The organism is Embleya sp. NPDC008237, from assembly GCF_042956465.1.
Classification (GTDB): domain Bacteria; phylum Actinomycetota; class Actinomycetes; order Streptomycetales; family Streptomycetaceae; genus Embleya.
The window spans coordinates 156935-178828 of the sequence record NZ_JBIBGL010000017.1; the positions used below are offsets into that span (position 1 = coordinate 156935).

15 protein-coding genes and 1 pseudogene are annotated in these 21894 nt (G+C 70.5%); 10 read left to right on the forward strand and 6 right to left on the reverse strand.

Annotated elements, in window-relative coordinates:
• The first annotated feature begins 776 nt into the window (after positions 1 to 776).
• The 8 genes from ACFZBU_RS36190 (at position 777) to ACFZBU_RS36225 (ending at position 9929) form a co-directional block, all read left to right on the forward strand.
• Positions 777 to 995, forward strand: a complete 219-nt coding sequence (locus ACFZBU_RS36190) for a hypothetical protein (protein ID WP_391587978.1) — start codon at positions 777 to 779, stop codon at positions 993 to 995.
• 333 nt (positions 996 to 1328) lie between these two features.
• Positions 1329 to 2651, forward strand: coding sequence for a M20 family metallopeptidase (locus ACFZBU_RS36195; RefSeq protein WP_391587979.1), 1323 nt, complete (start codon positions 1329 to 1331; stop codon positions 2649 to 2651).
• Positions 2652 to 2960: 309 nt separating this feature from the next.
• Positions 2961 to 3674 (forward strand): urease subunit gamma, encoded by a 714-nt coding sequence (locus ACFZBU_RS36200; protein WP_391587980.1) that lies wholly within the window; start codon positions 2961 to 2963, stop codon positions 3672 to 3674.
• A 5-nt stretch (positions 3675 to 3679) separates the two neighbouring features.
• On the forward strand, positions 3680 to 5674 hold the full coding sequence (ureC, locus tag ACFZBU_RS36205) for an urease subunit alpha (RefSeq protein ID WP_391588059.1): 1995 nt from the start codon (positions 3680 to 3682) through the stop codon (positions 5672 to 5674).
• Between the two features lie 255 nt (positions 5675 to 5929).
• Positions 5930 to 6604 carry an urease accessory protein UreF gene (locus tag ACFZBU_RS36210; RefSeq protein ID WP_391587981.1) on the forward strand — a complete coding sequence of 225 codons (675 nt, stop codon included), beginning with the start codon at positions 5930 to 5932 and terminating at the stop codon, positions 6602 to 6604.
• Between the two features lie 73 nt (positions 6605 to 6677).
• Complete coding sequence (gene ureG / locus ACFZBU_RS36215) at positions 6678 to 7373, forward strand: urease accessory protein UreG (RefSeq protein ID WP_391587982.1); 696 nt, start codon at positions 6678 to 6680, stop codon at positions 7371 to 7373.
• The gene (locus ACFZBU_RS36220; protein WP_391587983.1) at positions 7370 to 8188 is read left to right on the forward strand and encodes an urease accessory protein UreD; all 819 of its coding nucleotides are present in this window, start codon (positions 7370 to 7372) and stop codon (positions 8186 to 8188) included. The genes ureG and ACFZBU_RS36220 overlap by 4 nt, the downstream gene beginning before the upstream one ends.
• Positions 8189 to 9506: 1318 nt before the next feature.
• A complete protein-coding gene (locus ACFZBU_RS36225) occupies positions 9507 to 9929 on the forward strand; it encodes a hypothetical protein (protein ID WP_391587984.1) in 423 nt (140 codons plus the stop codon).
• Between the two features lie 672 nt (positions 9930 to 10601).
• On the opposite strand, the gene ACFZBU_RS36230 is transcribed toward ACFZBU_RS36225, so the two are convergent.
• The 3 genes from ACFZBU_RS36230 to ACFZBU_RS36240 all read right to left on the reverse strand — a co-directional run bounded on the left by ACFZBU_RS36230 (position 10602) and on the right by ACFZBU_RS36240 (position 15324).
• Complete coding sequence (locus ACFZBU_RS36230; RefSeq protein WP_391587985.1) at positions 10602 to 12134, reverse strand: UvrD-helicase domain-containing protein; 1533 nt, start codon at positions 12132 to 12134, stop codon at positions 10602 to 10604.
• A 284-nt stretch (positions 12135 to 12418) separates the two neighbouring features.
• Complete coding sequence (locus tag ACFZBU_RS36235; RefSeq protein WP_391587986.1) at positions 12419 to 12607, reverse strand: hypothetical protein; 189 nt, start codon at positions 12605 to 12607, stop codon at positions 12419 to 12421.
• 260 nt (positions 12608 to 12867) lie between these two features.
• Complete coding sequence (locus tag ACFZBU_RS36240; protein WP_391587987.1) at positions 12868 to 15324, reverse strand: MMPL family transporter; 2457 nt, start codon at positions 15322 to 15324, stop codon at positions 12868 to 12870.
• Between the two features lie 208 nt (positions 15325 to 15532).
• On the opposite strand from ACFZBU_RS36240, the gene ACFZBU_RS36245 reads away from it, so the two are divergent.
• Positions 15533 to 16123, forward strand: coding sequence for a TetR/AcrR family transcriptional regulator (locus ACFZBU_RS36245; RefSeq protein WP_391587988.1), 591 nt, complete (start codon positions 15533 to 15535; stop codon positions 16121 to 16123).
• 460 nt (positions 16124 to 16583) lie between these two features.
• On the opposite strand, the gene ACFZBU_RS36250 is transcribed toward ACFZBU_RS36245, so the two are convergent.
• A complete protein-coding gene (locus ACFZBU_RS36250) occupies positions 16584 to 18824 on the reverse strand; it encodes a beta-propeller fold lactonase family protein (RefSeq protein ID WP_391587989.1) in 2241 nt (746 codons plus the stop codon).
• 861 nt (positions 18825 to 19685) lie between these two features.
• On the reverse strand, positions 19686 to 20000 hold the full coding sequence (locus ACFZBU_RS36255) for a hypothetical protein (RefSeq protein ID WP_391587990.1): 315 nt from the start codon (positions 19998 to 20000) through the stop codon (positions 19686 to 19688).
• Positions 20001 to 20287: 287 nt separating this feature from the next.
• Here ACFZBU_RS36255 and ACFZBU_RS36260 point away from each other — a divergent pair.
• A pseudogene (locus tag ACFZBU_RS36260) lies at positions 20288 to 20617 on the forward strand (IS110 family transposase); the annotation flags it as partial.
• Between the two features lie 402 nt (positions 20618 to 21019).
• On the opposite strand, the gene ACFZBU_RS36265 reads toward ACFZBU_RS36260, so the two are convergent.
• Positions 21020 to 21892 (reverse strand): ketopantoate reductase family protein, encoded by an 873-nt coding sequence (locus ACFZBU_RS36265; protein WP_391587991.1) that lies wholly within the window; start codon positions 21890 to 21892, stop codon positions 21020 to 21022.
• Positions 21893 to 21894: the final 2 nt, after the last annotated feature.

Genomic DNA, 21894 nt, shown 5'->3' on the forward strand with positions numbered 1-21894 from the left:
GTCATCGCCCTCGCGGCGCGGGTCGAGGAATCGGGTTGTCACCTCGCTACGGCGTTCCGGGAGGAGTACTCCCGTGGATTTCGCCCGACCGTCGAGCCAAGGAGCAGCTACGCGCAACCACATCTTCGAGCCGGCATCGGGACGCCGGCGCCGCGTCGGGACGATCGCGGCGACGCTGGGGCTCGCTGCGTTCATCGGGCAACTGCCGCCGACCGGCGAGGCAGAGGCCGCCGTGGCCCCGGTGGTGCGGCGATCCGGTGAACCGGTGGACCGGTGGACCGCGCAGCACATCCCGCACATCAAGGCGTCCGACCACCGGGGCTGGGGTACGGCACCGGGTACGCCTTCGCCCGGGACAACCTGTGTGTGCTGATCGGGGGCGGTCTCATGAAGGACAACATCGGCTCTCGCTCGGGTCGATCGTGGCCAGGGCCCGTCGCGCCCGATCGCGCGCCCGAGGTGTCGCCCTGTCGGGCGAGCACCATGGCGTCGACGGCCCACGCGCAGGCCGCGGCGTGGTCGAGGCCCGTGTCGGCGGCAAGAGTTTCGATGTCGGCGCAGACGGCGCGGGCGCGGGCCCATCGGCCGTGGTCGAGGTAGGCCGGCGCGGCGACGCAGCCCAGTTCGTCGGGCAGCGCACGGGGCCCTCCTCCGGGTGTCCGGGCAGGTCCCGATCGGTCCGCTCACCGTGAGCCCCGCTCCGGGGCCTATCGAGGCGTCAGCACACAGAACTCGTGACCGTCGGGGTCGGCCATCACCACTCGGTTCACGTCCCCTTGACGGGTTCCGAGCTGCATGTCCGGGCCGACGGCGAGGGCATGCCCCTCGTCGTCGGCCTCTCCGGCGGGAACACGTACGACAACCTCGGCCCGAAGCCTCCGGTCGAGGCACTCCTGTCGAAACACGACCCCCACCAAGGCCGTTCGTGGAAACCGGACCGGCTCCACGCCGACAAGGCGTACGACATCCCCGACCTGCGGGGGATGGAGCGGTGACGGACACCTCGGCCCTGTTCCGATCCTGTGCGTTGGGCGGATGTTCCCGACCCGGCGGGCCCTGACCGTGGCCCTCGCATCGGCGGGCAGCCGCAGCAGGCGCCGCCACGGCGTTGGATTGGTCGACACCGGCGAGGCGATTCGCAAGACGAGCAGTTCGGACCCGGCGACCGCCCTGTTGTTCGCCGACGGCGTGACCGAGACCCGCAACCCACGGGGTGAGATCTCGGCCAGGTCGGCCAGTCCGACGTGCGGCCGTGGCCGGGGCGGTCTACCGTCGCACGCAGTGGCTGCGGTTCCGGTGGCCCACGAGTGAGGTGAGGGACGGCTGCCATGACCACCGCGACCGGGGCGACCGGCGATGTCCATGCGGACCTCGACCATCGGGCGGCGGACGTCGCGGACCAGGTGGTCGCTTGGCGCCATCACCTCCATCGCAATCCCGAGTTGTCCAATCGTGAGGCGAACACGGCCCGGCTGATCGCCGACCACCTGGGCAGGCTCGGTCTGGACGAGGTGCGCACCGGCATCGCCGGGCACGGAGTCGTCGGGGTTCTGCGCGGCACCGCGGCAGGGGGCGGGCAGGGTGCGGCACGGCGGGTCGTCGCGTTGCGCGCCGATATCGACGCACTTCCGGTGCCGGACCTGTGCGGCGCCCACTTCGTCACCGAGGTGGTCGACAACGACTATCCGGGCGGGCCGTTCCCGGTCTCGCACGCGTGCGGCCACGACTGCCACACCGCGATGCTCATGGGTGCCGCCACCGTGCTGGCCGGCGTCCGCGAACACCTGGACGGCACGGTGATGTTCGTCTTCCAGCCCGCCGAGGAAGGCCCGCCCGTCGACGAGCCCGGTGGCGCACGCCAGATGCTGGTCGAGGGCGCGTTCGCCGACCCGACCCCGTCGATGGTCTTCGGCTTGCACGTCGTGCCGTACCCGAAGGGCCATGTCGGCTACCGCGTCGGCAACCAGTTCGGGGCGTCCTGCCTCATCAAGATCACCGTCACCGGGAAGCAGGTTCACGGCTCCACCCCGTGGGAGGGCATCGACCCCATGCCCGCCGCCGCCGCCATCACCACCGGCGTCGGCCAGCTCTACCGCCAGGTCAGCGCGTTCGACCCGGTCACCGTCACCATCGGGCACATCGAGGACGTCGGCCGCTTCAACATCATCGGTGAGACCGTCACCTTGTGGGGCACCGTCCGTTGCACCGTCGAATCCGACATGGCAGACCTCCAGCGCCGTCTGACCACCCTCGCCGAGAACACCGCCCGTGCGTACAACTGCACGGCCGCCATCGACTACCTGCAGCACGTCCCGGCCGTGCACAACGAGAAGCGCTGGATCGACGCCGCCCTGCCGACCTTGCTTCGCGTCGTCGGCGACGACAAGGTCGTCGAGACCGTGCCGACCCTCGGCTACGACGACATCTCCGAGTTCGTCAACACCTACGGCGGCCTCTACGTCGTCCTCGGCGTGCAGGACGCCCGACTCGACGCGTGCGGGCGCCCCGAGCCCATCCCCGGAGGCCGCGGCCTGGTGATGAACCACAACCCGCGCTTCTACGCCGATGACGCCCCGCTGGAAACCGGCGTCCGCCTGCACGCCCACATCGCTTACGACCACCTCAGCGGACACCTCGAGCCGGCCCACTGAGCTTTGCGGACCCGGCTGTTGTCGGTTCATCGCGTCAGGCCGGTGGCTGTGGGGAAGCCGTCGAGGACTGCCTCGGAAGGCTCCGTCGAGGGTTTTGCTCCTGACGTCACTCCTTCGAGTGAGTGCCCCCTGTTCGACGGGTCGCTTTCGGCGGGATCGACATGATGGTTCACGCGGGTTGGGCTACGGCGCACTTCGAGCGCCGGGTGCGCGGACGGCTCGGGTGCCCGGGCTGCAGACGGTTCGTGGCCGGTCCGGCGCGTGGGCTCAGGGCAGAAGTCCTGGCAGGGCGAACGCAAGGAAACGGTTGTGCACCTGACTCCACATGAAAGAGAGCGTCTGATGATGCACGTCGCGGCAGAGGTCGCGGAGAAGCGGCGGGCCCGGGGGGTGCGCCTGAATTACCCCGAGACGATGGCGCTGTTGATCGTGCACGTCCTCGAGGGAGCCCGAGACGGGAAGACGGTTGCCGACCTCATGTCCTCGGGGCGCAAGGTCCTGACTCGGGAGGAGGTGATGGAGGGCGTTCCGGAGATGATCGAGAACGTGCAGGTGGAGGCGACGTTCCCGGACGGCACGAAACTGGTCACCGTCCATGATCCGTTCCCCGACGCCGGCGGGGACGAGGAGCCGGTCCCCTTTCCGGGGAAGGTGGATTTCTCCTCGCGCGAGGGGGACGAGGTCGTGGTCTTCAACGAGCGCAACAGGGAACTCGACCAGATCACCACGCTGATGGTCCAGAATCCGACCGACCGCCCCGTTCAGGTCGGCTCCCACTATCACTTCGCCGAGGCCAACTCCGGTCTGGACTTCGTCCGCAAACAGGCGTGGGGCAGGCGCTTGAACGTCCCTGCCGGCAGCTCGGTGCGGTTCGAGCCCGGCATCACGCAAGTGGTCGAGTTGGTCCCCATCGAGGGGGAGCGTGTGGTCCACGGCCTGCGCGGCAAGGTCGAGGGCCTGCCCGAGAAGATCAACGGATCGCTCGACCGGCTCAACGGTTCGTTCGACGGGGAAGCGCTGTGAGCGCGATGGCCCGGTGCCCCGACTGCTCGTGCTGCCACGAGGCGCCGAAGCCTTTCGACCCGTTGACCCGGGCCGCGTACGCGGACCGGTTCGGCCCCACCACCCGCGACTGCATCCGTCTCGCCGACACCGCGCTGCGGATCAAGATCGAGGACGACTGGTCCGGCGGCCCCGGGCGCAGCGGCAACGAGATGGTCTTCGGCGGTGGCAAGGTGATCCGTGAGTCGATGGGGCAGTCCGTCGCGCCGCGCGATCCGGAGCGGGACGACAAGGCGATCGGTGTCCGTGCCCTGCCTGCGGACACCGTCATCACGGGTGTGGTGGTACTGGACCACTGGGGTGTCGTCAAGGCCGATGTCGCCATCCGTGACGGCGACATCGTCGCGCTCGGCAAGGCGTACAACCCCGAGACGATGAACCGCATGCACGAGGACGGGGTGCCGCACAACGGCATCGGTCCCACGCCTGTCGACTTCGTCGTCGGCCCGGACACCGAGGTGATCGCCGGCAAGGGCCGCATCCTCACCGCCGGCGGGATCGACACGCATGTGCATTTCATCTGCCCCGATCAGGTCGGTGAGGCGTTGGCCGCGGGTGTCACCACCCTCATCGGCGGCGGCACGGGGCCCGCGGAAGGCAGCACGGCCACCACCGTCACGCCCGGCTCGTGGCACATCGACCGCATGTTCCGCGCCCTGGACGGTTTCCCGGTCAACATCGGCCTGCTCGGCAAGGGCGCCACGATGTCGAGGGAATCCATGCTCGACCAGGTGGACGCCGGCGTCGTCGGGTTCAAGGTCCACGAGGACTGGGGCGCCACCCCCGCCGTCATCGACGCGTGCCTGCGGGTCTGCGAGGAAACCGGCGTGCAACTCGCGCTCCACGCCGACTCGTTGAACGAGGCGGGCTTCGTTCAGGACACCATCGACGCGATCAAGGGCCGTCCCATCCACGTCTTCCACGTCGAGGGCGCCGGTGGCGGCCACGCACCCGACATGATCAAAATGGTGAGCGAGCCGAACGTACTGCCCGCCTCGACCAATCCCACCCGGCCGCTGACCGTCAACACGGTCAAGGAGCACTTCGACATGGTGATGGTCTGCCATCACCTCAATCCGAAGGTCGCGGAGGACCTGGCTTTCGCGGACTCCCGAATCCGACCCTCCACGATGGCCGCCGAGGACATCCTGCACGACATGGGCGCCATCTCCATCATGTCGTCGGACGCCCAGGCCATGGGTCGCATCGGCGAGGTGATCATGCGCACATGGCAGACCGCGCACGTGATGAAGGTACGGCGCGGATTCCTGAAGGAGGACCAACCGGTGGACAAGCCGGAGGTCGAAGCGGAGGGCAAGAAGGCGCGGGACACGACGCCGGAGCCCGAGCCGCCGCTCGCCGACAACCGGCGCGCTCGCCGCTACGTCGCGAAGTACACGATCAATCCGGCCCTCGCCCAGGGCATCGACGCGGTCGTCGGATCGGTGGAGACCGGCAAGCTGGCCGACCTCGTCCTGTGGGAGCCGAAGTTCTTCGGAGTCAAGCCACACATGGTCATCAAGGGCGGCCAGATCGCGTACGCGCAGGTGGGCGACGCCAACGCGTCCATCCCCACTCCGCAGCCGGTCCTACCGCGCCCCATGTGGGGCTCCACCGGCCTGGCACCCGGCGCCATCTCCTACAACTTCGTCACCCAGCGAGCCGTGGACAACTTCGCCGCCCGTCACGCCGCCTCCTCGCGGCAGTCCGCCGACAGCGGCCGGCCCCAACGGACAAACCTGAACAAGCCCTTCAAAGCCATCAAGGACACGCGTGATGTCAGGAAGGCGGACATGAGGGAGAACAATGCCACCCCGGACGTCCGTATCGACGCCGACACCTACGAGGTCGTCATCGGGGGAGCCAAGGTGACGGACGTGACCACGTTCGTCGAAGAACAGATCGTCGACCGTGCCTACGTCACCGAACTGCCGATGGCACAGAGGTACTTCCTGTTCTAGTGCCGCGCCCGGCAACGTTCACCCCGTCGCGGCGCCCGGCACGGCACCTCGCCGCCCCGCCGAAACGTCCGAGTACTCCAGTACGAGAACGTTCCGGCGGCACGCCGATGCACCGCACCGAACACCGCGACGGGGCAAACGTTGCCGGGCGCGGCACTAGTGCCGGGCGCGGCACTAGTTCCGACACCGCCGCGATCGGCCCCCGTAAGACCGACGTTCACCGAACGAAGAGGAAAGAAAGCAGGTCCGCGACAGATGAACCGTGCCGCGCTGTTCGTCCTGGTCGACGGCCGGTTCCCCGCCGGGGGGCACGCGCACTCCGGTGGCGCCGAACCTGCCGTGGCCGACGGCCGGATCAAGGACGCGGACTCACTGGAGACCTTCTGCCGGGGGCGGCTGCACACGGCGGGCCTGGTCGCGGCGGCACTGGCCGCTGCCGCAGCAGCCGGCCACGATCCGCTCGAACTCGACGACGCCGCCGACGCCCGCACTCCGGTGCGGGCGCCGCGGGACACCGCGCGCAGACTCGGACGGCAGATGATGCGCGCGGCCCGGGCCGTGTGGCCGTCAGCCGAACTGGACGCGCTGGCCGCGGCCCGGCCACGTGGCGCGCACCAGGCGGTGGTGCTGGGTCTGGTCGCCCGGTCGGCGGGGCTGACACCGCTGGACGCCGCGTACGCCGTGGTCTACGAGACCGTGAGCGGGCCCGCCACGGCAACTGTCCGCCTCCTGCGGCTGGACCCTTTCGAAGCCACCGCCGTCCTGGCCCGCATGGCCCCCGCACTGGACCAAGTCGCGGCCGCGGCCGCCGCCGCGGCCGGACGTGTTCCCGACGAGGGTGTCGACGCGCTGCCCGCCGCATCCGCACCACTGCTCGACATCAGCGCGCAACAGCACGCCGCCTGGAACGTACGTCTGTTCGCCTCCTGACCCCACCGACACACGGCCGTCGCCCGGCGCGGCCGGAGCCCGCCCGCGGACACCGCCGAGAACAGGACTCCTGATGCACCTCGATCACCCGGACACGTTCCCCGCCCGGCACTCCCACACCGGCTCGGCCCCGCGCCGCTCCGACGGCTCCCGCCGCGCCCTGCGGATCGGCCTGGGCGGGCCGGTCGGCTCGGGCAAGACCGCCACCGTCGCCGCGTTGTGTCGGGCGCTGCGCGACGAGATGTCCATCGCGGTGGTCACCAACGACATCTACACCCGCGAAGACGCCGAATTCCTGCTGCGCGAAGCCGTGCTGCCGGCCGAGCGCATCAAGGCCGTCGAAACCGGTGCCTGCCCGCACACCGCCATCCGCGACGACATCTCCGCCAACCTCGAAGCCGTCGAGGAATTGGAGGACACGCTGGGATCACTCGACCTGATGCTGGTCGAGTCCGGCGGCGACAACCTCACCGCCACCTTCTCCAAGGGCCTGGTCGACGCGCAGATCTTCGTGATCGACGTCGCCGGCGGTGACGACATCCCGCGCAAGGGCGGCCCCGGCGTCACCACCTCCGACCTCCTTGTCGTCAACAAGACCGACCTCGCTCCCTACGTCGGATCCGACCTGGAAGGCATGGCCCGTGACGCCAAGGCCCAACGCGGCCACCTCCCCGTGGCGTTCACCTCCCTCACGAACGAGGGAGGCGTCAAACCCGTCGCCGACTGGGTACGAGAACGACTCACCGAATGGACCGCAGGCCAAGCATGACGCCCACGACCGACGTAAATGTAGTCCCCGCCCGGCGGACGGTCGTCGCGGGCGTAAGAGCCACGGCCCGCATCGCGGCAACCACCCGAGGCGGCACCACCACCCTCCCGGTCCTCGACGGCGACGGGCCGTTCGAACTACGACGCCTGCGATCGCGAGGGACCGAGGCACGCGTGTGCATCGTCGGAGCCATGACCGCGCCGCTCGGCGGCGACCGACTGCGCATCGAAGCCACCGTCGGACCGGGCGCGACACTGTACGTCACCTCCGCCGCCGCCACCCTCGCCCTGCGCGGCCCCATCCCCGAACCCGCCACCTACGACGTACACCTGACCGTCGCCGAGCACGGGGAACTGCACTGGCTGCCCAAGCCGTTGATCTGCGCGGCCGGCAGCAACCTGCGACAGACGTGGACCATCGAGCTCGCCCCGGCCGCGCGGCTCGTGCTTCGCGAGGAGCAGATCCTCGGACGCACGGGCGAACCATCCGGCCACGTGACCACGCGGCTCACGATCCGACGCGGTGGACGCACACTGCTCGACCAGGAAGCCGAGTACGGCCCGGGGGCGCCCGCCTGGGACGGGCCGGCCGTCCTTGCCGACCATCGCGCGACCGGACAGTTCCTCCGCGTCGACCCGGCCGGCGCGGACGAACCCCCCGAGGTGCGACTCCTCGGCGGAGCACCGGAAGAGGGCCAAGCCGTCATGACCCCCCTCGCGGGGCCCGCCACCCTCGTCACCGCGGTCGCCCCCGACGGCCACCGTCTGTGCCGTCTCCTCGACACGGCACAGAGCATCTCCCGACGGGACCGATGACGCACACGTGGAGAACCGGAGAATGCCCGCCCCTTGCGGTCCACCGGCAAGCCGACCGGGCGGAACCCACGCGCGTCGGCGGCCGGAGGAGACCCTGTCCGGGGGGCGGGGCCGAACGTCGGAAGCAAAAAGAGGCTTTCGGGGCGCGCAGCGGACGCCAGGCCCGGCCGGGACGTCCCGAGGAAGCGGGCGAACTCGGTGGCCAGGGCCTTCGCGCTCGCTCCCGGCGGGACCGGGACGTACCCCACCGGCACCGACCCCTCCATTCCGCCGCGTCGGGCGGCCTCCGCGAGGCGTCCGACCTGCAAGAGCGCGGTGGTCTCGCCGGTGGTCGGCGGCCCGGTGACGACCACACACGGCCGCGCGCCGGTGTCCGGGTGACAGCCCCGGGATCATCAGGGTGCGCCCCGTCCTTGCCGCTCAGCGGTACCGACACGTGTCCGCACGCGGCGACCAGGGCGGCCCACATCCGGTTCGGCGCCGACGCCCCCCTCGGCATCACCGGATTTCGCAGCCCTTCGTGCGGGCGCCGGTGCCCGCGCACGAGCCATTCGTCGAGCGGGTCGTGCAACCGGGCGCCACCGAAACTCGCCTCACGCTCGGCGTCCTTGCCGCGTCGGCCGGCGTCGGAGCCGGTGTGTCCGGGAAGGTGCCGGCAGAACGGGGAGTCGACCGAGACCCGAAGGTGCGCTCGACGATGCCCGTCCCGGGGCCGAGCCTGCGACGACACCGCCCTGATGCTCCTACGCGCGGCCCCGAGCCCCTGACCCAGGCCCTCCGGCCGGCGGTGTCGGCTCGACCGGCGGCTCGTGTCGAGGATGGCCCGGTCGGCTCCCGGGTCGCCCTTCGGGGTGGAGAAGAACGACTCCGTGCGTGCGTCGTCCCGGCGGACACCGGGCCGGCCGACCGACGGCCGGACGCCGAACTGCCTTGCCAACTCGCGGAATTCGTGACTCGCGTACCGACAGCCGCGATCCGAGCGCAAGTCGTTCCGCGGGTCGGGCATTGCCTGCCGACGGCGTCGCGCGGCGCGTCGGCGATCGGGTCGGTGGCCCGGGGGGCCGTGGACCGGCCCCGGGTGGCCCGGGTTGGGGATTCTTCTGTGTTCTTCCACGATTCCCCCAAATGTGACTGTGCTCGGAACACCGGCCGTTAACGTGATTTCCGCCGGCGGAGCGGGAGTTCGCGAACGGGAACAGGGGGGCCTGTGTCGAGCGATCGGATGTCCGGGGTTTTCGTCGTGGCGAGTGGTGTGCTGATGGCCGCGGCGCTCACCGGGTGCGGCGGGTCGTCGTCGGACCACAGGACCGCGAACGCCGTGACGACAACGGCGCGACCGGGTGCCTCGGTCCCGGGTACGACCTCCGCGGGCACGTCGGGCGGCGCGAGCATCGGCGGCTCCGACACCGGTTCGGGCGAGCCGACGGCACGCCCCCCATCCGCTTCCGCGTCGGCTGCGACCGGCTCGGGTGACAACACGGCCTTCTGCGCCGACGCGGTCAAGGCCATGGCAATCGACGACAAGCCCGACAACGGCCCACCCGACACGCGGACGATCAAGCTGTGGGACGGCATGACCAAGGAGGCACCCGCCGCGATCGCAAGCAGCGTCGACAACGTCGACCGCCAACTACACCAGCAGGCCGACCACGGAACGATGGACGACATCGCCGGTTTCGCCACGGCCTACCGGTCGGTTCTGCAGTGGGTGGGCGGGAACTGCGGCCTGACACCGTCGTAGAGCGGGCACGGAACCGCATTCGCGGAAACCGCGCTCTCCACGGTCGGTTCCTCGTGCGACACCCGTTGCGATCCGTGTCCGGCTCGTAGGTCGGGCACCTGCTCGCCGAGCACGGCGGCCGCCGTGGGCGTCCAAGGCGGCACGGGGGAGACGCCCTCGTCCACACACCGCCCGACCCACCCGCGCGGCCAACCGACCGACATGCCCAACCGCTCCGACAGCCGGTGGAACGCGGCCGGGGAGATCGCCAATCGCTCGTGCTCGTCCGGGTACCGGCGACGCACCACCGGCGACAGCCGCTCGTGCGGGCGACTTCCCAGCCCGAGGACTCGGCGACACCGGCGCCGAGTTCGGCGAGCGGCGGCAACTCCACCACCGACTCGACGGTGCGCCCGTACGGCGCACCCGCCGCACCACCCCGGCCACACCCTCGCTCGCGTACGCACGCCGACGCCGCTCGACCGTGACGGGGCAGACGCCGCGCCATCCCGGCACCCGCGACTCGACCGCCCCGGTCGACGGATTCCCGTCCCACGGACTACGAGTGCCCGGGGTGGCGTCACCGGTGACGCCACCCCGGGGTCGGCTGTCGAATGTCACTGCCACCGCCACGAACGGAGTCCGATGGGCAGGGTCGGTGACGGCCTCGACCGGGCCGTGCCGTCGGTGGGGTCATGTGGGGGTGGGTCCGAGGGTGTCCCAGGCGGAGGGGGCCTGCGGTCGGTCGGTGGGCGCGTTGTCGGGGTCGTGGCCGTCGGGGTGGGTGTCGATCCAGGCGAGGCCGCCGATGTCGAGTCGGTGGCGGGCGCGTGTGACGGCGACGTAGGCGAGGCGGGCCTCGGTGTCGTGGATGGTGCCGGGGTGGAAGCGTCCGTCGTGGTCTTCGACGGGTTCGGGTTCGCATTCGGCGAAGTCGCGTCCGATGCGGACGCTGTCCCATTCACGGCCTTTGGCCTTGTGGGCGGTGGAGACGACGATGTCGGCCCGCTGTTCGTCGGTGAGTGCGTCGACGGCCTGCAGGACGGCTTCGGGGCCCTTGTCGTCGATGAGGTCGACGAAGGGTTTGAGGTCGCGGCCGCCGGGGTCTTCCTCCGCGTATTCCTGGACGTCACCCCAGGACGTGAACAGGAACAGCTCGTGGTGGTTGGTGCGGCGTCCGGCCTTGAGGTCCTGGGCCGCGAGGGCGAGGGCCTTGAGCGGGCCTCCGCCGCCGACGAGCCCGACACGTCTGCCCTGTGCGAGCAGGTCCATGATCTCGAGGATCGCGCCGGCGTTGGTGCGGCACAGGATCGCGTCGGGGGTCTCGACGGGGCCGAGTTCGGTGTTCAGGGCCTCGGTTCCGGTGAGTCGCAGGGGGGCGTCGACGATGCGCAGCCAGCGGTTTGCCTCGGCGGCCAGGGCCGGGCCGAAGCGGAAGGACCGGGACAGGGTGAGTTGGTGTCCGTCGAAGTCGGTCATGACGTCGCGGGCGCCGCGCCAGCCGTAGATGGCCTGGGCGGAGTCGCCGACCATGACGAGCTGGGCGTGGTGGCGTTGGTCGAGGAAGACGCGTTCGACGACGGGGTTGGTGTCCTGGGCCTCGTCGAGCAGGAGGAAGTCGCCGGGGACGTGCGGGCGTTGCAGCGCCCAGATCTTCAGGTAGTGGTCGTGGGTGAACTTGACGATGGCGCTGTCCGGGTCGTTCACGTCGGCCCAGGCCTTGTGGGCGTAGGGCAGGGCGAGATCGATCAGGTGGCCGTGCCATTCGGCGCCCAGGCCGCGCAGGTAGGGGACGTGGTGGCGTGCTATCTCGTCCGCGCTGGACTGGCAGAACCGGATGACGGTCTGCAGGGCGGTGTAGGAGACGGCCTTGTGGGTGACCGTTCGGCCGCCCATCGGAATCTTCATGTCGTTCATGCCCAGGGCCCGGCCGATCTTCCAGCTGGGGACGCGGGCGGCGCTCATGCGGTGGGCGTAGCGGCGGCCGACCTCCGTGAACGCGAGGGAGTGCGCGGTGCGGCAGTCGACGTGGCTGGGGAAAGCGCGTTTTGCGGCGTGTGCGATCGAACGGTTGAACGCGAGGTACTTGCCTTGCCGGGTGACAGAGGCGGCGAGCATGGTGAGCGTGGTGGTCTTACCGGTACCGGCGCCTGCCTGCAGGACGAGGTCGTCGCGGGTGCGGAAGGCGTCGACGGCGGCCTGTTGCTCGCCGGTCGGGTGCGGCATGGGTGGTCACTCCTCGATCGGGGTGGGTGCGCCTCGAAGGCGCTGGCAAACGGTCGCATTCACGGGATCGGTGTGTCCGGTGTTCCGGGGGATTCGGTCCTGTTCCGACGGCAGGCCGTCCGGATGCGGCTCCTGACGGCTGTGTCGGGTCCGATGGTGTGGCGACTCCGACGAAGAGCCGGAATCCGCCCGATACACGGAGTGCTTCGGGGAGGTGAACGCCCATGCCATCGACGGCGATGCACGCGTCGCGCGGCCTGGGCCGGATGGGGTGACGCGGCGCCTCACGGGTGGGTCTTCCGGGCCTTCTCGGCGGCGATCCGATGAATGTTGCCGAGGATGTGGGGCGCGTCGTCGAACTCCTCGTCGGTGATCGGGACGCCGATCACCGAACGCACCGTCTCCCGGTCCGCGGCCGGGCGCTCGGCCCGCTGCGCGGCGGTGGGCCGCTCGGCGGCCAACGCCTCGACCACCTGGCCGATGCTCGGTCCGGTCCGGGGATGCCGCCCGGCGACCTCGCCTCGCCCGCCTCACCACCGAAGTGCCCGGGCGGCATTGCAGCTCCCGGGCGCAGCTCCGCCGGCCGCAGCGCCGTTGCTGGACCCGGTGCCGTCGTTGGCGACGTTCCTGCGTCCATACGCCGCCGCTGCCTTGGCCTCTTCGGGGAGTGGCGGGGGAGTCGACCGGAGCACCCGACGCCGTGCGGCACCGGTGGCCGTACGCGGGCACTCGGTTATGGGGAGGGAGAGGGGTGCGGGGCCGGGGTCGGCTCGGTGAGCCGGCCGGTGCGGCGGGCCCAGGTTTCGAATGCCACGGTCGTGAAGGGAGGTATGGCGGCGAGCAGGGCGAAGAGTGTCGTCCGGCTCAGTCGCCACTTCTGCCGGATCGCCACCAGGATGGTCAGGAGCACGTAGGCGATGAAGGCGGCTCCGTGGAGTGTTCCGAAGATCCGTACGCCGAGTTCGGTGGTCTTCGGGATGTACTTGACGTACATGCCGATCAGCAGGCCGGCCCAGGTGCATGCCTCGATGACCGCGATCCAGGTGAAGGCGCGCAACAGGCGTCCGGTCGGGACGGCGGTTTCGCCGGCGGGCGGGGGAGGCGTCCTGCGGCTGGGGCGTGCGGGCCACAGGGCGTGGTCACCGAGAAGGCGGACGATGGCGGGCACCAGGAGCGGCCGGATGAGGAAGGTGTCGAGCAGGATGCCGAAGGCCATGGCGAAGCCGAACTGGAACAGTTCGCGGATCGGTTGGGTCATCAGGACCGCGAAGGTCGCCGCGAGGATGAGGCCCGCGGAGGAGACGACGCCGCCGGTGCGCGTGAGGGCGGCGCTGATCGCCTTGGCCGGAGGCAGGGTGCGCAGCTCCTGCTTGAACCGGCTCATGATGAAGATGTTGTAGTCGACGCCGAGTGCGACGAGGAAGACGAAGATGTATGCGGTGACACGGTTGCCGATGCCTTCGTCACCGAGGACGGTGACGCTGAAGAAGGTGGTGGCGCCCAGGGTGGCCAGGAAGGACAGGAGGAGGGTTGCCACCAGGTAGAGCGGTGCGAGGAGTGAGCGCAGCAGCAGGATGAGGACCGCTGTGACGATGGCGAGGACCAGGAGCACGATGAAGGTCGTGTCGCGGTCGAGGGCTGAACGGATGTCGGCGGTCTGCGCCGTCTCTCCCGCGATGAGCACCGTGGCGTCCGTCACGCCGACGGCGTCGGCCGCGGCCCGCGCGGTCTCCTTGAGCGGACCGATGGCGTCGAGTGCCTTGGAGCTGTACGGGTCGAGGTTGAGGACGACGTCGTAGAAGACCGTCCTGCCGTCGTGTCCGAATCGGGGGTGCTGTCCGACCCTGCTGACGTCGTCGACGCCGGCGAGCGCGGCGGCGATGGCGGTGGGCGCCGTGCCGGATCTCAGGTCGTCCCGGGACTGGACGACGACGGTGCTGGGCGCGATCTCACCCGGGCCGAACTTCTCCTGGACGAGGTGCTGCCCGTGCTCCGACTCGGTGGCGGCACGGAAGCCGCTGAGCGTGTTGAAGCTCTCGTGGTAGCCGAGCAAGCCGGCACTCATCACCACGAGCAGCGTGACCACGGCCGTGCCCACTCGGACCGGGGCCCGGGCGACGAGAGCGGCGACGCGGTGCCAGACGCCCGTGCCGCGGCTTCGTTCGGCGGCTTTGGTCGCGCCACCGGGCCAGAAGACGCTCCCGCCCAGCAACAGGATCAGGGCGGGGATGAAGGTGAACGCCACCAGCGCCATGACGGCCACGCCGAGAGCGAGGTAGGGCCCGAAGCCGTGCAGTGCCGGGGAGACGGCCACGAGCAGGGCGAACATGGCGAGGACGATGGTAAAGGCGCCGGCGAGGACGGATTCGGCCGTCCGGCGCACCGCGGTCCGCATCGCCCGCGGACGGTCCGTCTCGTCGAGGAGGGCCTCGCGGTAGCGGGCGGTGATGATCAGCGCGTAGTCCGTGCCCACTCCGAACAGCAACACGGTCATGATCGAGGCGGTCTGGGAGCTGACCGTGATGATTCCGGCGTCCGCGAGTAGCGCTCCCGTCGGCTCCGCCACGCGCATGGCCACGCCGACGGCGAGGAGGGGCACGAGGGCCATCAGGGGTGAGCGGTAGATGGCCAGGAGGATGACGAGGACGAGCAGGATGGTGGCCAGGAGCATGACCTTGTCGCCGCCGCTGAAGACCTTCACGGTGTCGGTGGCGATCCCGGCGGGGCCGGTCACCGCGACTTCGGTGGGACCCGCACGGTCGGCCGCGAGGGCGCGCACCTCGTCGACGGCGTTCTGGAAGGACTTGTCCGTGGGGTGTCCCGTCATGGGCACGATGACCAGCTGGGCGTCGTGGTCCTGCGAGACCAGCTCGGCAACGGCGTCGGGGGTGGTCACCGTGGAGATCACGCTCGCCACATGGTCGGGCCGGGTGGTCTCCGAGAGCGCCGAGGTGATGCGAGTGACGGCCTCCCCGGCGCTTGCCGCGGCGTCGGTTCCCTCGCCGTGCACCACGATGATCGCCGGCGTCGCGTCCTGACCCGGAAGCTGCGCACGGACGAGGGCGCGGGCCTTCATGGAGTCCGAGGCGGCGGGCGGAAGATTGGCGGAGGCGTTGTCCTCGACGGATTCCAGAGCGGGGGCGACCCCGGCCAGGAGGCCCGCGATCAGTACCCAGAACGCGACCACCACGGCGGCACGTTTTCTTGATCCCAGGAGACATCGGAGCATGCGGGAGTACATCGGTTGCATCGGGAAGCCCTCGGCAGGAAGCACGAACAGAACTTGGCGACAGGGGTGTCGCCAAGTTGGCGTCAAGTTAGCACGGTCTCTCTCGGCACCCCGGATACGGGGGTAGATTGGCGCGGGACAGGCAGTGGCCGAGGCGGAGCCGGAGAGAATGCCCAAGATCGAAGCCGGCAGTGTCCGCGAGCACCGGGCCAAGCGCCTCGCTCTGCTGATCGACGCGGCCGAGGCGATCCTGAACGAGGACGGCGTGGAGAACCTCACCGCCGGCGCGATTGCCGCGCGGGCCGGTATCGCCCGCAACAGCATCTACCGCTACTTCGACTCCATCGAAGACCTGCTCGAACTCGTCGTGACCCGCGAGTTCCCCGCCTGGGTCACCGCCGTCGAGGACGCCATCGCCACCGAGGCCACACCCCAGGCGCGGGCCGCCGCGTATGTGCGGGCGAATATCGAGCAGGCGGCCCGCGGCACCCATGGCCGGCGCGCGTCGCTGTCCCGCAGCTCGCTGTCCGATCGCGTTCGGCAGCGGGTCCGGGATCTGCACGGGTCGCTGCACAGCGCGCTGGCGGGCGTGGTCGCCGAACTCGGTCCGGCGCAGCCCGAACTCACCACAGCGGTGATCCAGGCGGTCGTCGACGCGTGCATCCGCAGGATCGACCAGGGCGACGACCCTGCGGAGGTCACCTCGTTCGCCCTGCGCGCCGTGCACCGATTGCTCGCCTCGGACGCCGACCGACAGTGAGGGTCGGCCGCACCCATGCAGTCGCGGGACCTCTTCGCGTTCACCGGCCGCACGGTGTCGACCGCTCCGGCGGCGGCGTTGTACGCGCAGCAGGAGCCGGCCACGACCGGGTACGGCGCGGCGGTGGGGCACGAGAAGCGGCAGACGCGGCTGCTGCCGGCGTGTGGCACGAGCGGCCCGGCACCCAAGGGCGGTGTGGCGTCCCGCAGTTACCTCACCGCGGTGGACTTCGCCCTGACCCGTGACGGCCGCCTGGCCGCGGCCCCGGCCTCGATCACCCTGGCCGAGGCCGGGAAGCCGGGCGTGGTCGGCGGTGCCGCCGAGGTCGCCGCGTCGCAGGCCGTGGTCGACAGCGAGCTCGAGCGAACGGCCGGGGCCGGGCGGATGTTCCGCCCGGTCCCGGCCGTGCTTCTCCCCGCTCCTCTTCCGTGCTTCGCAGCGCCGTACGGGGGCCTGCGTGTCAGCAGCTGGTGGTGGTGTCTCCCGCATCGGCGGTGCAGGTGTCGGCGCCCAGGCCGCCGTTGGCGGTGTCGCCGCCGGTGCCGTCTTGGACGTTGATGGTGTCGTTGCCGAGGTTGCCGCTCATGGTGTCGGTGCCGGAGGTGTCGACGAGGGTGTCGTTGCCGTTCTGGCCGTCGAGGTCGTCGTTTCCGGGGCCGCCGTAGATGTGGTCGTCGCCGTTGTCGAACAGGTACAGCAGCGAACCGAGCAGGGTTTCCCCGTAGTTGGTGTCGTTGCCGTTCTCGCCGTAGAGGTAGTCGGCGCCGTTGCCGCCGCCCATGATGTCGTCGCCGTCACCGCCGTAGAGGGTGTCGTCGCCGTTGCCGCCGTCGGCGGTGTCGTTGCCGGGACCGGCGTAAATCAGGTCGTTGTTGCCGCCGCCGTTGAGGGTGTCGGCTCCGGTGCCGCCGTAGACGGTGTCGTTGCCGTTGCCGGCATTGATGGTGTCGTTGCCGCCCAGGCCGCAGATGACGTCGTTGCCGTTGGTCCCGTTCAGGGTGTCGTTGCCGGCGGTGCCGGTGATCGTGCAGCCGTGACCGTTGTTCACGGTGGTGTTCTCCGCGTCGGAGTTGTTGCCCGGGGTGGCGTCGGCGACGGCGGAGGCGGTGCTGCCGGTGGCGGTGACCGTGCCGGTGGCCTGCGGCTCGACCACGACGATGACGGTCGCCGAGGCGGCGTTGTTCAGGGTGCCGAGCGTGCAGTTCACCGTCGGCGCGCTGACCGTGCACGAGCCCTGGCTGCTGCTCGCGGACACGATGGCGGCCGCGGATCCGGACAGCGTCAGCGCGGAGGTCGTCGATGTGGCGGTGGCGGAACCGTTGTTGGTGACGGTCTGGGTGTACGTCACCGTGTCGCCGAGCGCGACGGGGTCGGCGGAGTCCGCGACGGTGGTCGTCAGGTCGGCGTTCGGCGCCAGGTACGTGAACCGGTCGGCCGTGGTGGCCGGGCTGGTCCCGGCCGGGGTGGTGACCTGCACGTCGACGGTGCCCGCGGCGTGCGCGGGTGAGGTGACGGTGCACGAGGTCGCGCTGCAGGACAGGCCGGTGCCGGGCGTGCCGCCGAAGGTGACCGCGGTGGCTCCGGTGAAGTCGGTACCGGTGACCGTGACGACCGTTCCCCCCGCGACGGGTCCGCTGGTGGGGCTGACGGCGGTGACGGCCGGCGCGGGGGTCACCGCGCCGATGTCGAGGACGGTGACGGTGTTGTTCCCGGCGTTGGTGACGTAGGCGCGGGAGCCGTCCGGGCTCAGGACCACCGAGGTGGGGGCACTGCCGACGCCGACGGTGTCGGTGACGGTGAGGGTGGCGGTGTCGACGACGACCAGGTTGTCGTTCTGGGCGTTGGTGATGTAGGCCGACGTGCCGTCGGGGCCGAACGCGACGCCCGCCGGGGCGTTGCCGGTGGCGAAGGTCGCGGTGACGGTGAACGTGGCCAGGTCCACCACCGAGACGGTGGTGGTGTTGGCGTGGGTGACGTACGCGGTGGTGCCGTCCGGGCTGACGGCCACGTAGAACGGCATCGCGCCCAGCGACAGCGGCGACAGCACGGTGTGGGTGGCGGTGTCGATCGCGGCCAGCTGGTTGCTGCCCTGCATGGTGACGTAGGCGCGGGTGCCGTCGGGGCTGAAGGCGATGTCCCGGGGGAACGCGCCGACGGGGATGGTCGCGGTCACCGTGGCCGTGGCGGTGTCGATGACGGTCACACTGCCGGTGGTGTAGGAGTTGTTGGCGACGTAGACCTCGGTGCCGTCGGGGCTCAGGGTCGCGTCCATCGGGTCGGCGACACCGGGGATGGTCGCGGTGACGGTGTTGGTGGCGGTGTCGATGACGCTCACGGTGCTGCCGGCGCTGTTGGCGACGAAGACGCGGGCGCCATCGGCGGTGACGGCCACGCCCTGCGGCGCGTCGCCGACGGTGACGGTCGCGGTGACGGTGTCGGTGGCGGTGTCGATGACGCTGACGGTGTTGCCGCCGCCCATGTAGTCGCCGTTGGCGACGTAGACGCGGGTGCCGTCGGGTGAGACGGCCGAGGTCTCCGGGCCCGGGCCCACCGCGATGGTGGCGACCACCGTGGGGGCCACCGCGGCGGCCGGGCCCGCGGCCAAGGCGACCAGGCTGGACGCCAGGAGCGCGGACGCGGCCGCTGCCGCGAGGCGCCGCCGGCGGGCACGGGGCAGGCGTAACTGGACGGTCGAGTACATCGAGGTTCCCCCTTCGTACCGCAACCCGGCGGCGGGAGCAGGAAGCCCCCGACGACCGCAGGCCGCGGCCGCACACGACCCCATCGGCGGACGCGCCCGGGACGGTGCACACCGAGCGCCGCCGAAGGCGTCAGGGTCAACCTTCCGGACCACTTCCCGGCCCGTACCCGAGACCGGCGGGCGCGTCCTGAAAACCGCCGACAACGGCCGAATCCCTATGATCGGCCCAACCGCGGTCCCTGGCCCCACGATCCGTGCGCACCCCCGGAGACGCGGTTCCATGGGGCTTGCGACACAGCCCGATCCCCGCTCAGCGACGGGCATTTTTCCGCACGTCTGATCGACCGCGACGACAACCAACGCGTGGGCAGCCGCCTGGGCAGCACCTTCTACGGCGAACACCGCATGCTCGACGGCGACGCCTTCCTCGTCACCGTCGTTCCCTGATCAGGGCCCGGACCGTGCCTGGTGAGCTCCGGGGCGTTCATCCAGGACGATGGGCGGAACCGGGCGAGTGCGGTTGCCGCCGCTGCCGATGCGGTCGACGACCAGGGAAGTCGACGCCTGGCGAGTCGTTGTCGGCGCGCAGTTCGGTCACTGCGACCGCCGGTGGGAGGAGGATCTTGCGGTCTGACGGCTTTCGTCGGCCCGTCGAACGGCTCGAAGCCGTGGAGGACGTCGGTGGTGAGCCCGCCCCGTGGTTCGTCGAGGTTGTGGGTCGCGTTTCTCGGTTCGCCGCCGAATGCGACTTCCTCAACGCTGCCCGCCGCGGCCGAGGCCTGCATACGGCCGAGGTCGGGAGGGGTGAACTCCCAAAAGGGCACTCGCCCCGACCGGGCCCACTCGTACGCTCGTCCGTGCCTATTCGTCGGAGTCGGGATCCCAACCGCACCCCACGAGCAGTTCCCGGACCCGTCGCACGTCCGGGTCGGTCGATTCGAGGTCGCCGGCGATACCGTACGCGTCGTGGCGGGCCTCCGCGAAGGTGGTGAACGCGAACATCACGTCCCCCGGGTTCCGGATCGACATCCCCTCGGCCAGGACCCGCATCACCGGCAGATATTCCTCGTCCGGCATTCCCTGCGGATACGCGGACTCCAGGATCGATAGGGTCCGTTCCAGGTGCGGCGGAACACGCCCGCCCCACAACCCTTCCGGATACGGCGCAATACCCACGACCCGACCCCCTCGCGTCGATATTCACCACGGCCGTCGCGGTCGCCCCACTCCACCACGAACCAACTCCGCATTGCACAACGACCCCGGCCCCGTACCGACGTCACCACCGCCCGGCTCGACCACGCCCGGGTCGGCCTCGACGACGCGTTGAGTTGCCTCCGCGAGGCGCGTCGCACCCCGGCCTGGCCCCTGGCATGCCGGGCCCTGCGGGTGCATCGCTGAGTAGGACCACGCCGGCGAGGTCGTTCGGGGGAACAGCGCACACCGACGAAGCGGAGGAACCCGTGCCCCAGATATGGGCGGGCGTGGACATCGGCAAGACCAATCACCACTGCGTGGTCCTGGACGCCGAGGGCAAGCGACTGCTCTCGCGCCGCGTGCTGAACGACGAGCCGGAACTGCTGGCCCTGCTCGCCGACGTACTGGCCATCGACGAGGACGCCGTATGGGCGGTCGACGTCATAGAGGGGATGGCCACGCTGTTGATCAGCGTGCTGCTCAACCACGGCCGGCAGCTGCTCTACATCCCCGGCCTCGCGGTCAACCGGGCATCGGCCGGCTACCGGGGCACCGGCAAGACCGACGCCAAGGACGCCAACGTCATCGCCGACCGGACATCCGATGCGGTTTGCGGTCAAGCTGCCACCGCCAAGGCGACGGGTTTCGTGGGGAAGGCCGTTGTCTCGTCGTAGGCGATGCGGTTGGTGAGGCAATGGTGGAGGCAGCCGAGAAGGCGGTTGTAGAGGTTGCGCTGTGCTGCCGAGTACCTGTCTCCTGCTTCTCGGTGACGGTCGTAGTGGGCACGGGCCCCGGTGACGCGGTGATCGCGGAAAAGGTCCACACGTAGCCGAGCCGATCGCTGGTTCTTGACCTTCCGGGTCATCACGGCGAGGCTCTTGCCCGATACCCGGGTGACCGGTGCGGCGCCCGGCGGGGCCGGCGGCCGAGGAGTGCCCCAAATAGACCAGAGCAGCACTCCCATGTGATCCGGCCGAGGAGGCGCAGCCGCCTGTCGCCTACCGGGCTTTCGTATAGGCGCGGATCTGTTCGGCCAGTCGCGCGAGTTCGGCCGCTGTCGCGGGCGAGGCGTCGCTGAGTCCGCTGTGTACGGCCGTCGGGCTTCGCAGGAAGCGCCGCAGGGTGGCCACGAGCAGACCTTCCGGCAGGGTCCGCAATGCAGCGAACCCGCGAGGGGTCGGCGGCGTCGGCATGGCGGCCAGGTTCCGCCGCATGAGGTGGAGCATGCCGCGGACCGCGTCGGGGTCGTCGGCAAGCGCTACCGGGCCGCCCGCCGTGTGCACCGCCTGCCCGAGTGGCACCTCGAACGCGGCGTGTGTCTTGAGCCAGGCATCCATCTTCGGCTCGGTCTTGGCGTTGATCCCGGTGGTGCGGAACGTCCGCACGATCCGTTCGAGTCGCGGGGTGGTCCGGCCGTCGGGTTCGCCGATCGGCATCGCAACCCGGCGGGTCATGAAGTTGGTCGCGCGGTAGCGGACCACGTCGCCGTCCATCGTGCCGCCGGCTGTGCCGAAGCCGAGCAGCACCCGCTCGTGCCCGATCACCGCGCCCAGCGGCTCCGGGCCGGCCGCCCAGCTGTGCAGGAACAGCACGTCGCCTTCGAGACCAGCGAGTGAGTCCAGCACCGCGTCCACCTGATGGGTGCGGACGAAGACCGCGATCAGGTCGTACCCGCCGGTCGGGTGCTCGACCACCGGCACCGGTACCCGCCTGACGGCCGGGCTGTCTGCCTCGGCGAGTTGCACGCCGTGTCGGCGCAGGGCGGCCAGGCGCTTGCCCCGGGCGAGGAGCGCAACGTCGTGCCCGGCCTCATGCAGGCGGGCGGCGAACAGGCTGCCGAGAACCCCGGCGCCGTACACGAGCAGTTTCATGG

Bases quoted from the DNA above. Each gene is read 5' to 3' on its own strand.
- ACFZBU_RS36195 (WP_391587979.1), top strand. From the start codon at position 1,329: ATGACCACCGCGACCGGGGCGACCGGCGATGTCCATGCGGACCTCGAC.
- ureC (WP_391588059.1), top strand. From the start codon at position 3,680: ATGGCCCGGTGCCCCGACTGCTCGTGCTGCCACGAGGCGCCGAAGCCT.
- ACFZBU_RS36210 (WP_391587981.1), top strand. From the start codon at position 5,930: ATGAACCGTGCCGCGCTGTTCGTCCTGGTCGACGGCCGGTTCCCCGCC.
- ureG (WP_391587982.1), top strand. From the start codon at position 6,678: ATGCACCTCGATCACCCGGACACGTTCCCCGCCCGGCACTCCCACACC.
- ACFZBU_RS36220 (WP_391587983.1), top strand. From the start codon at position 7,370: ATGACGCCCACGACCGACGTAAATGTAGTCCCCGCCCGGCGGACGGTC.
- ACFZBU_RS36230 (WP_391587985.1), bottom strand. From the start codon at position 12,134: ATGCCGCACCCGACCGGCGAGCAACAGGCCGCCGTCGACGCCTTCCGC.
- ACFZBU_RS36245 (WP_391587988.1), top strand. From the start codon at position 15,533: ATGCCCAAGATCGAAGCCGGCAGTGTCCGCGAGCACCGGGCCAAGCGC.
- ACFZBU_RS36250 (WP_391587989.1), bottom strand. From the start codon at position 18,824: ATGTACTCGACCGTCCAGTTACGCCTGCCCCGTGCCCGCCGGCGGCGC.
- ACFZBU_RS36265 (WP_391587991.1), bottom strand. From the start codon at position 21,892: ATGAAACTGCTCGTGTACGGCGCCGGGGTTCTCGGCAGCCTGTTCGCC.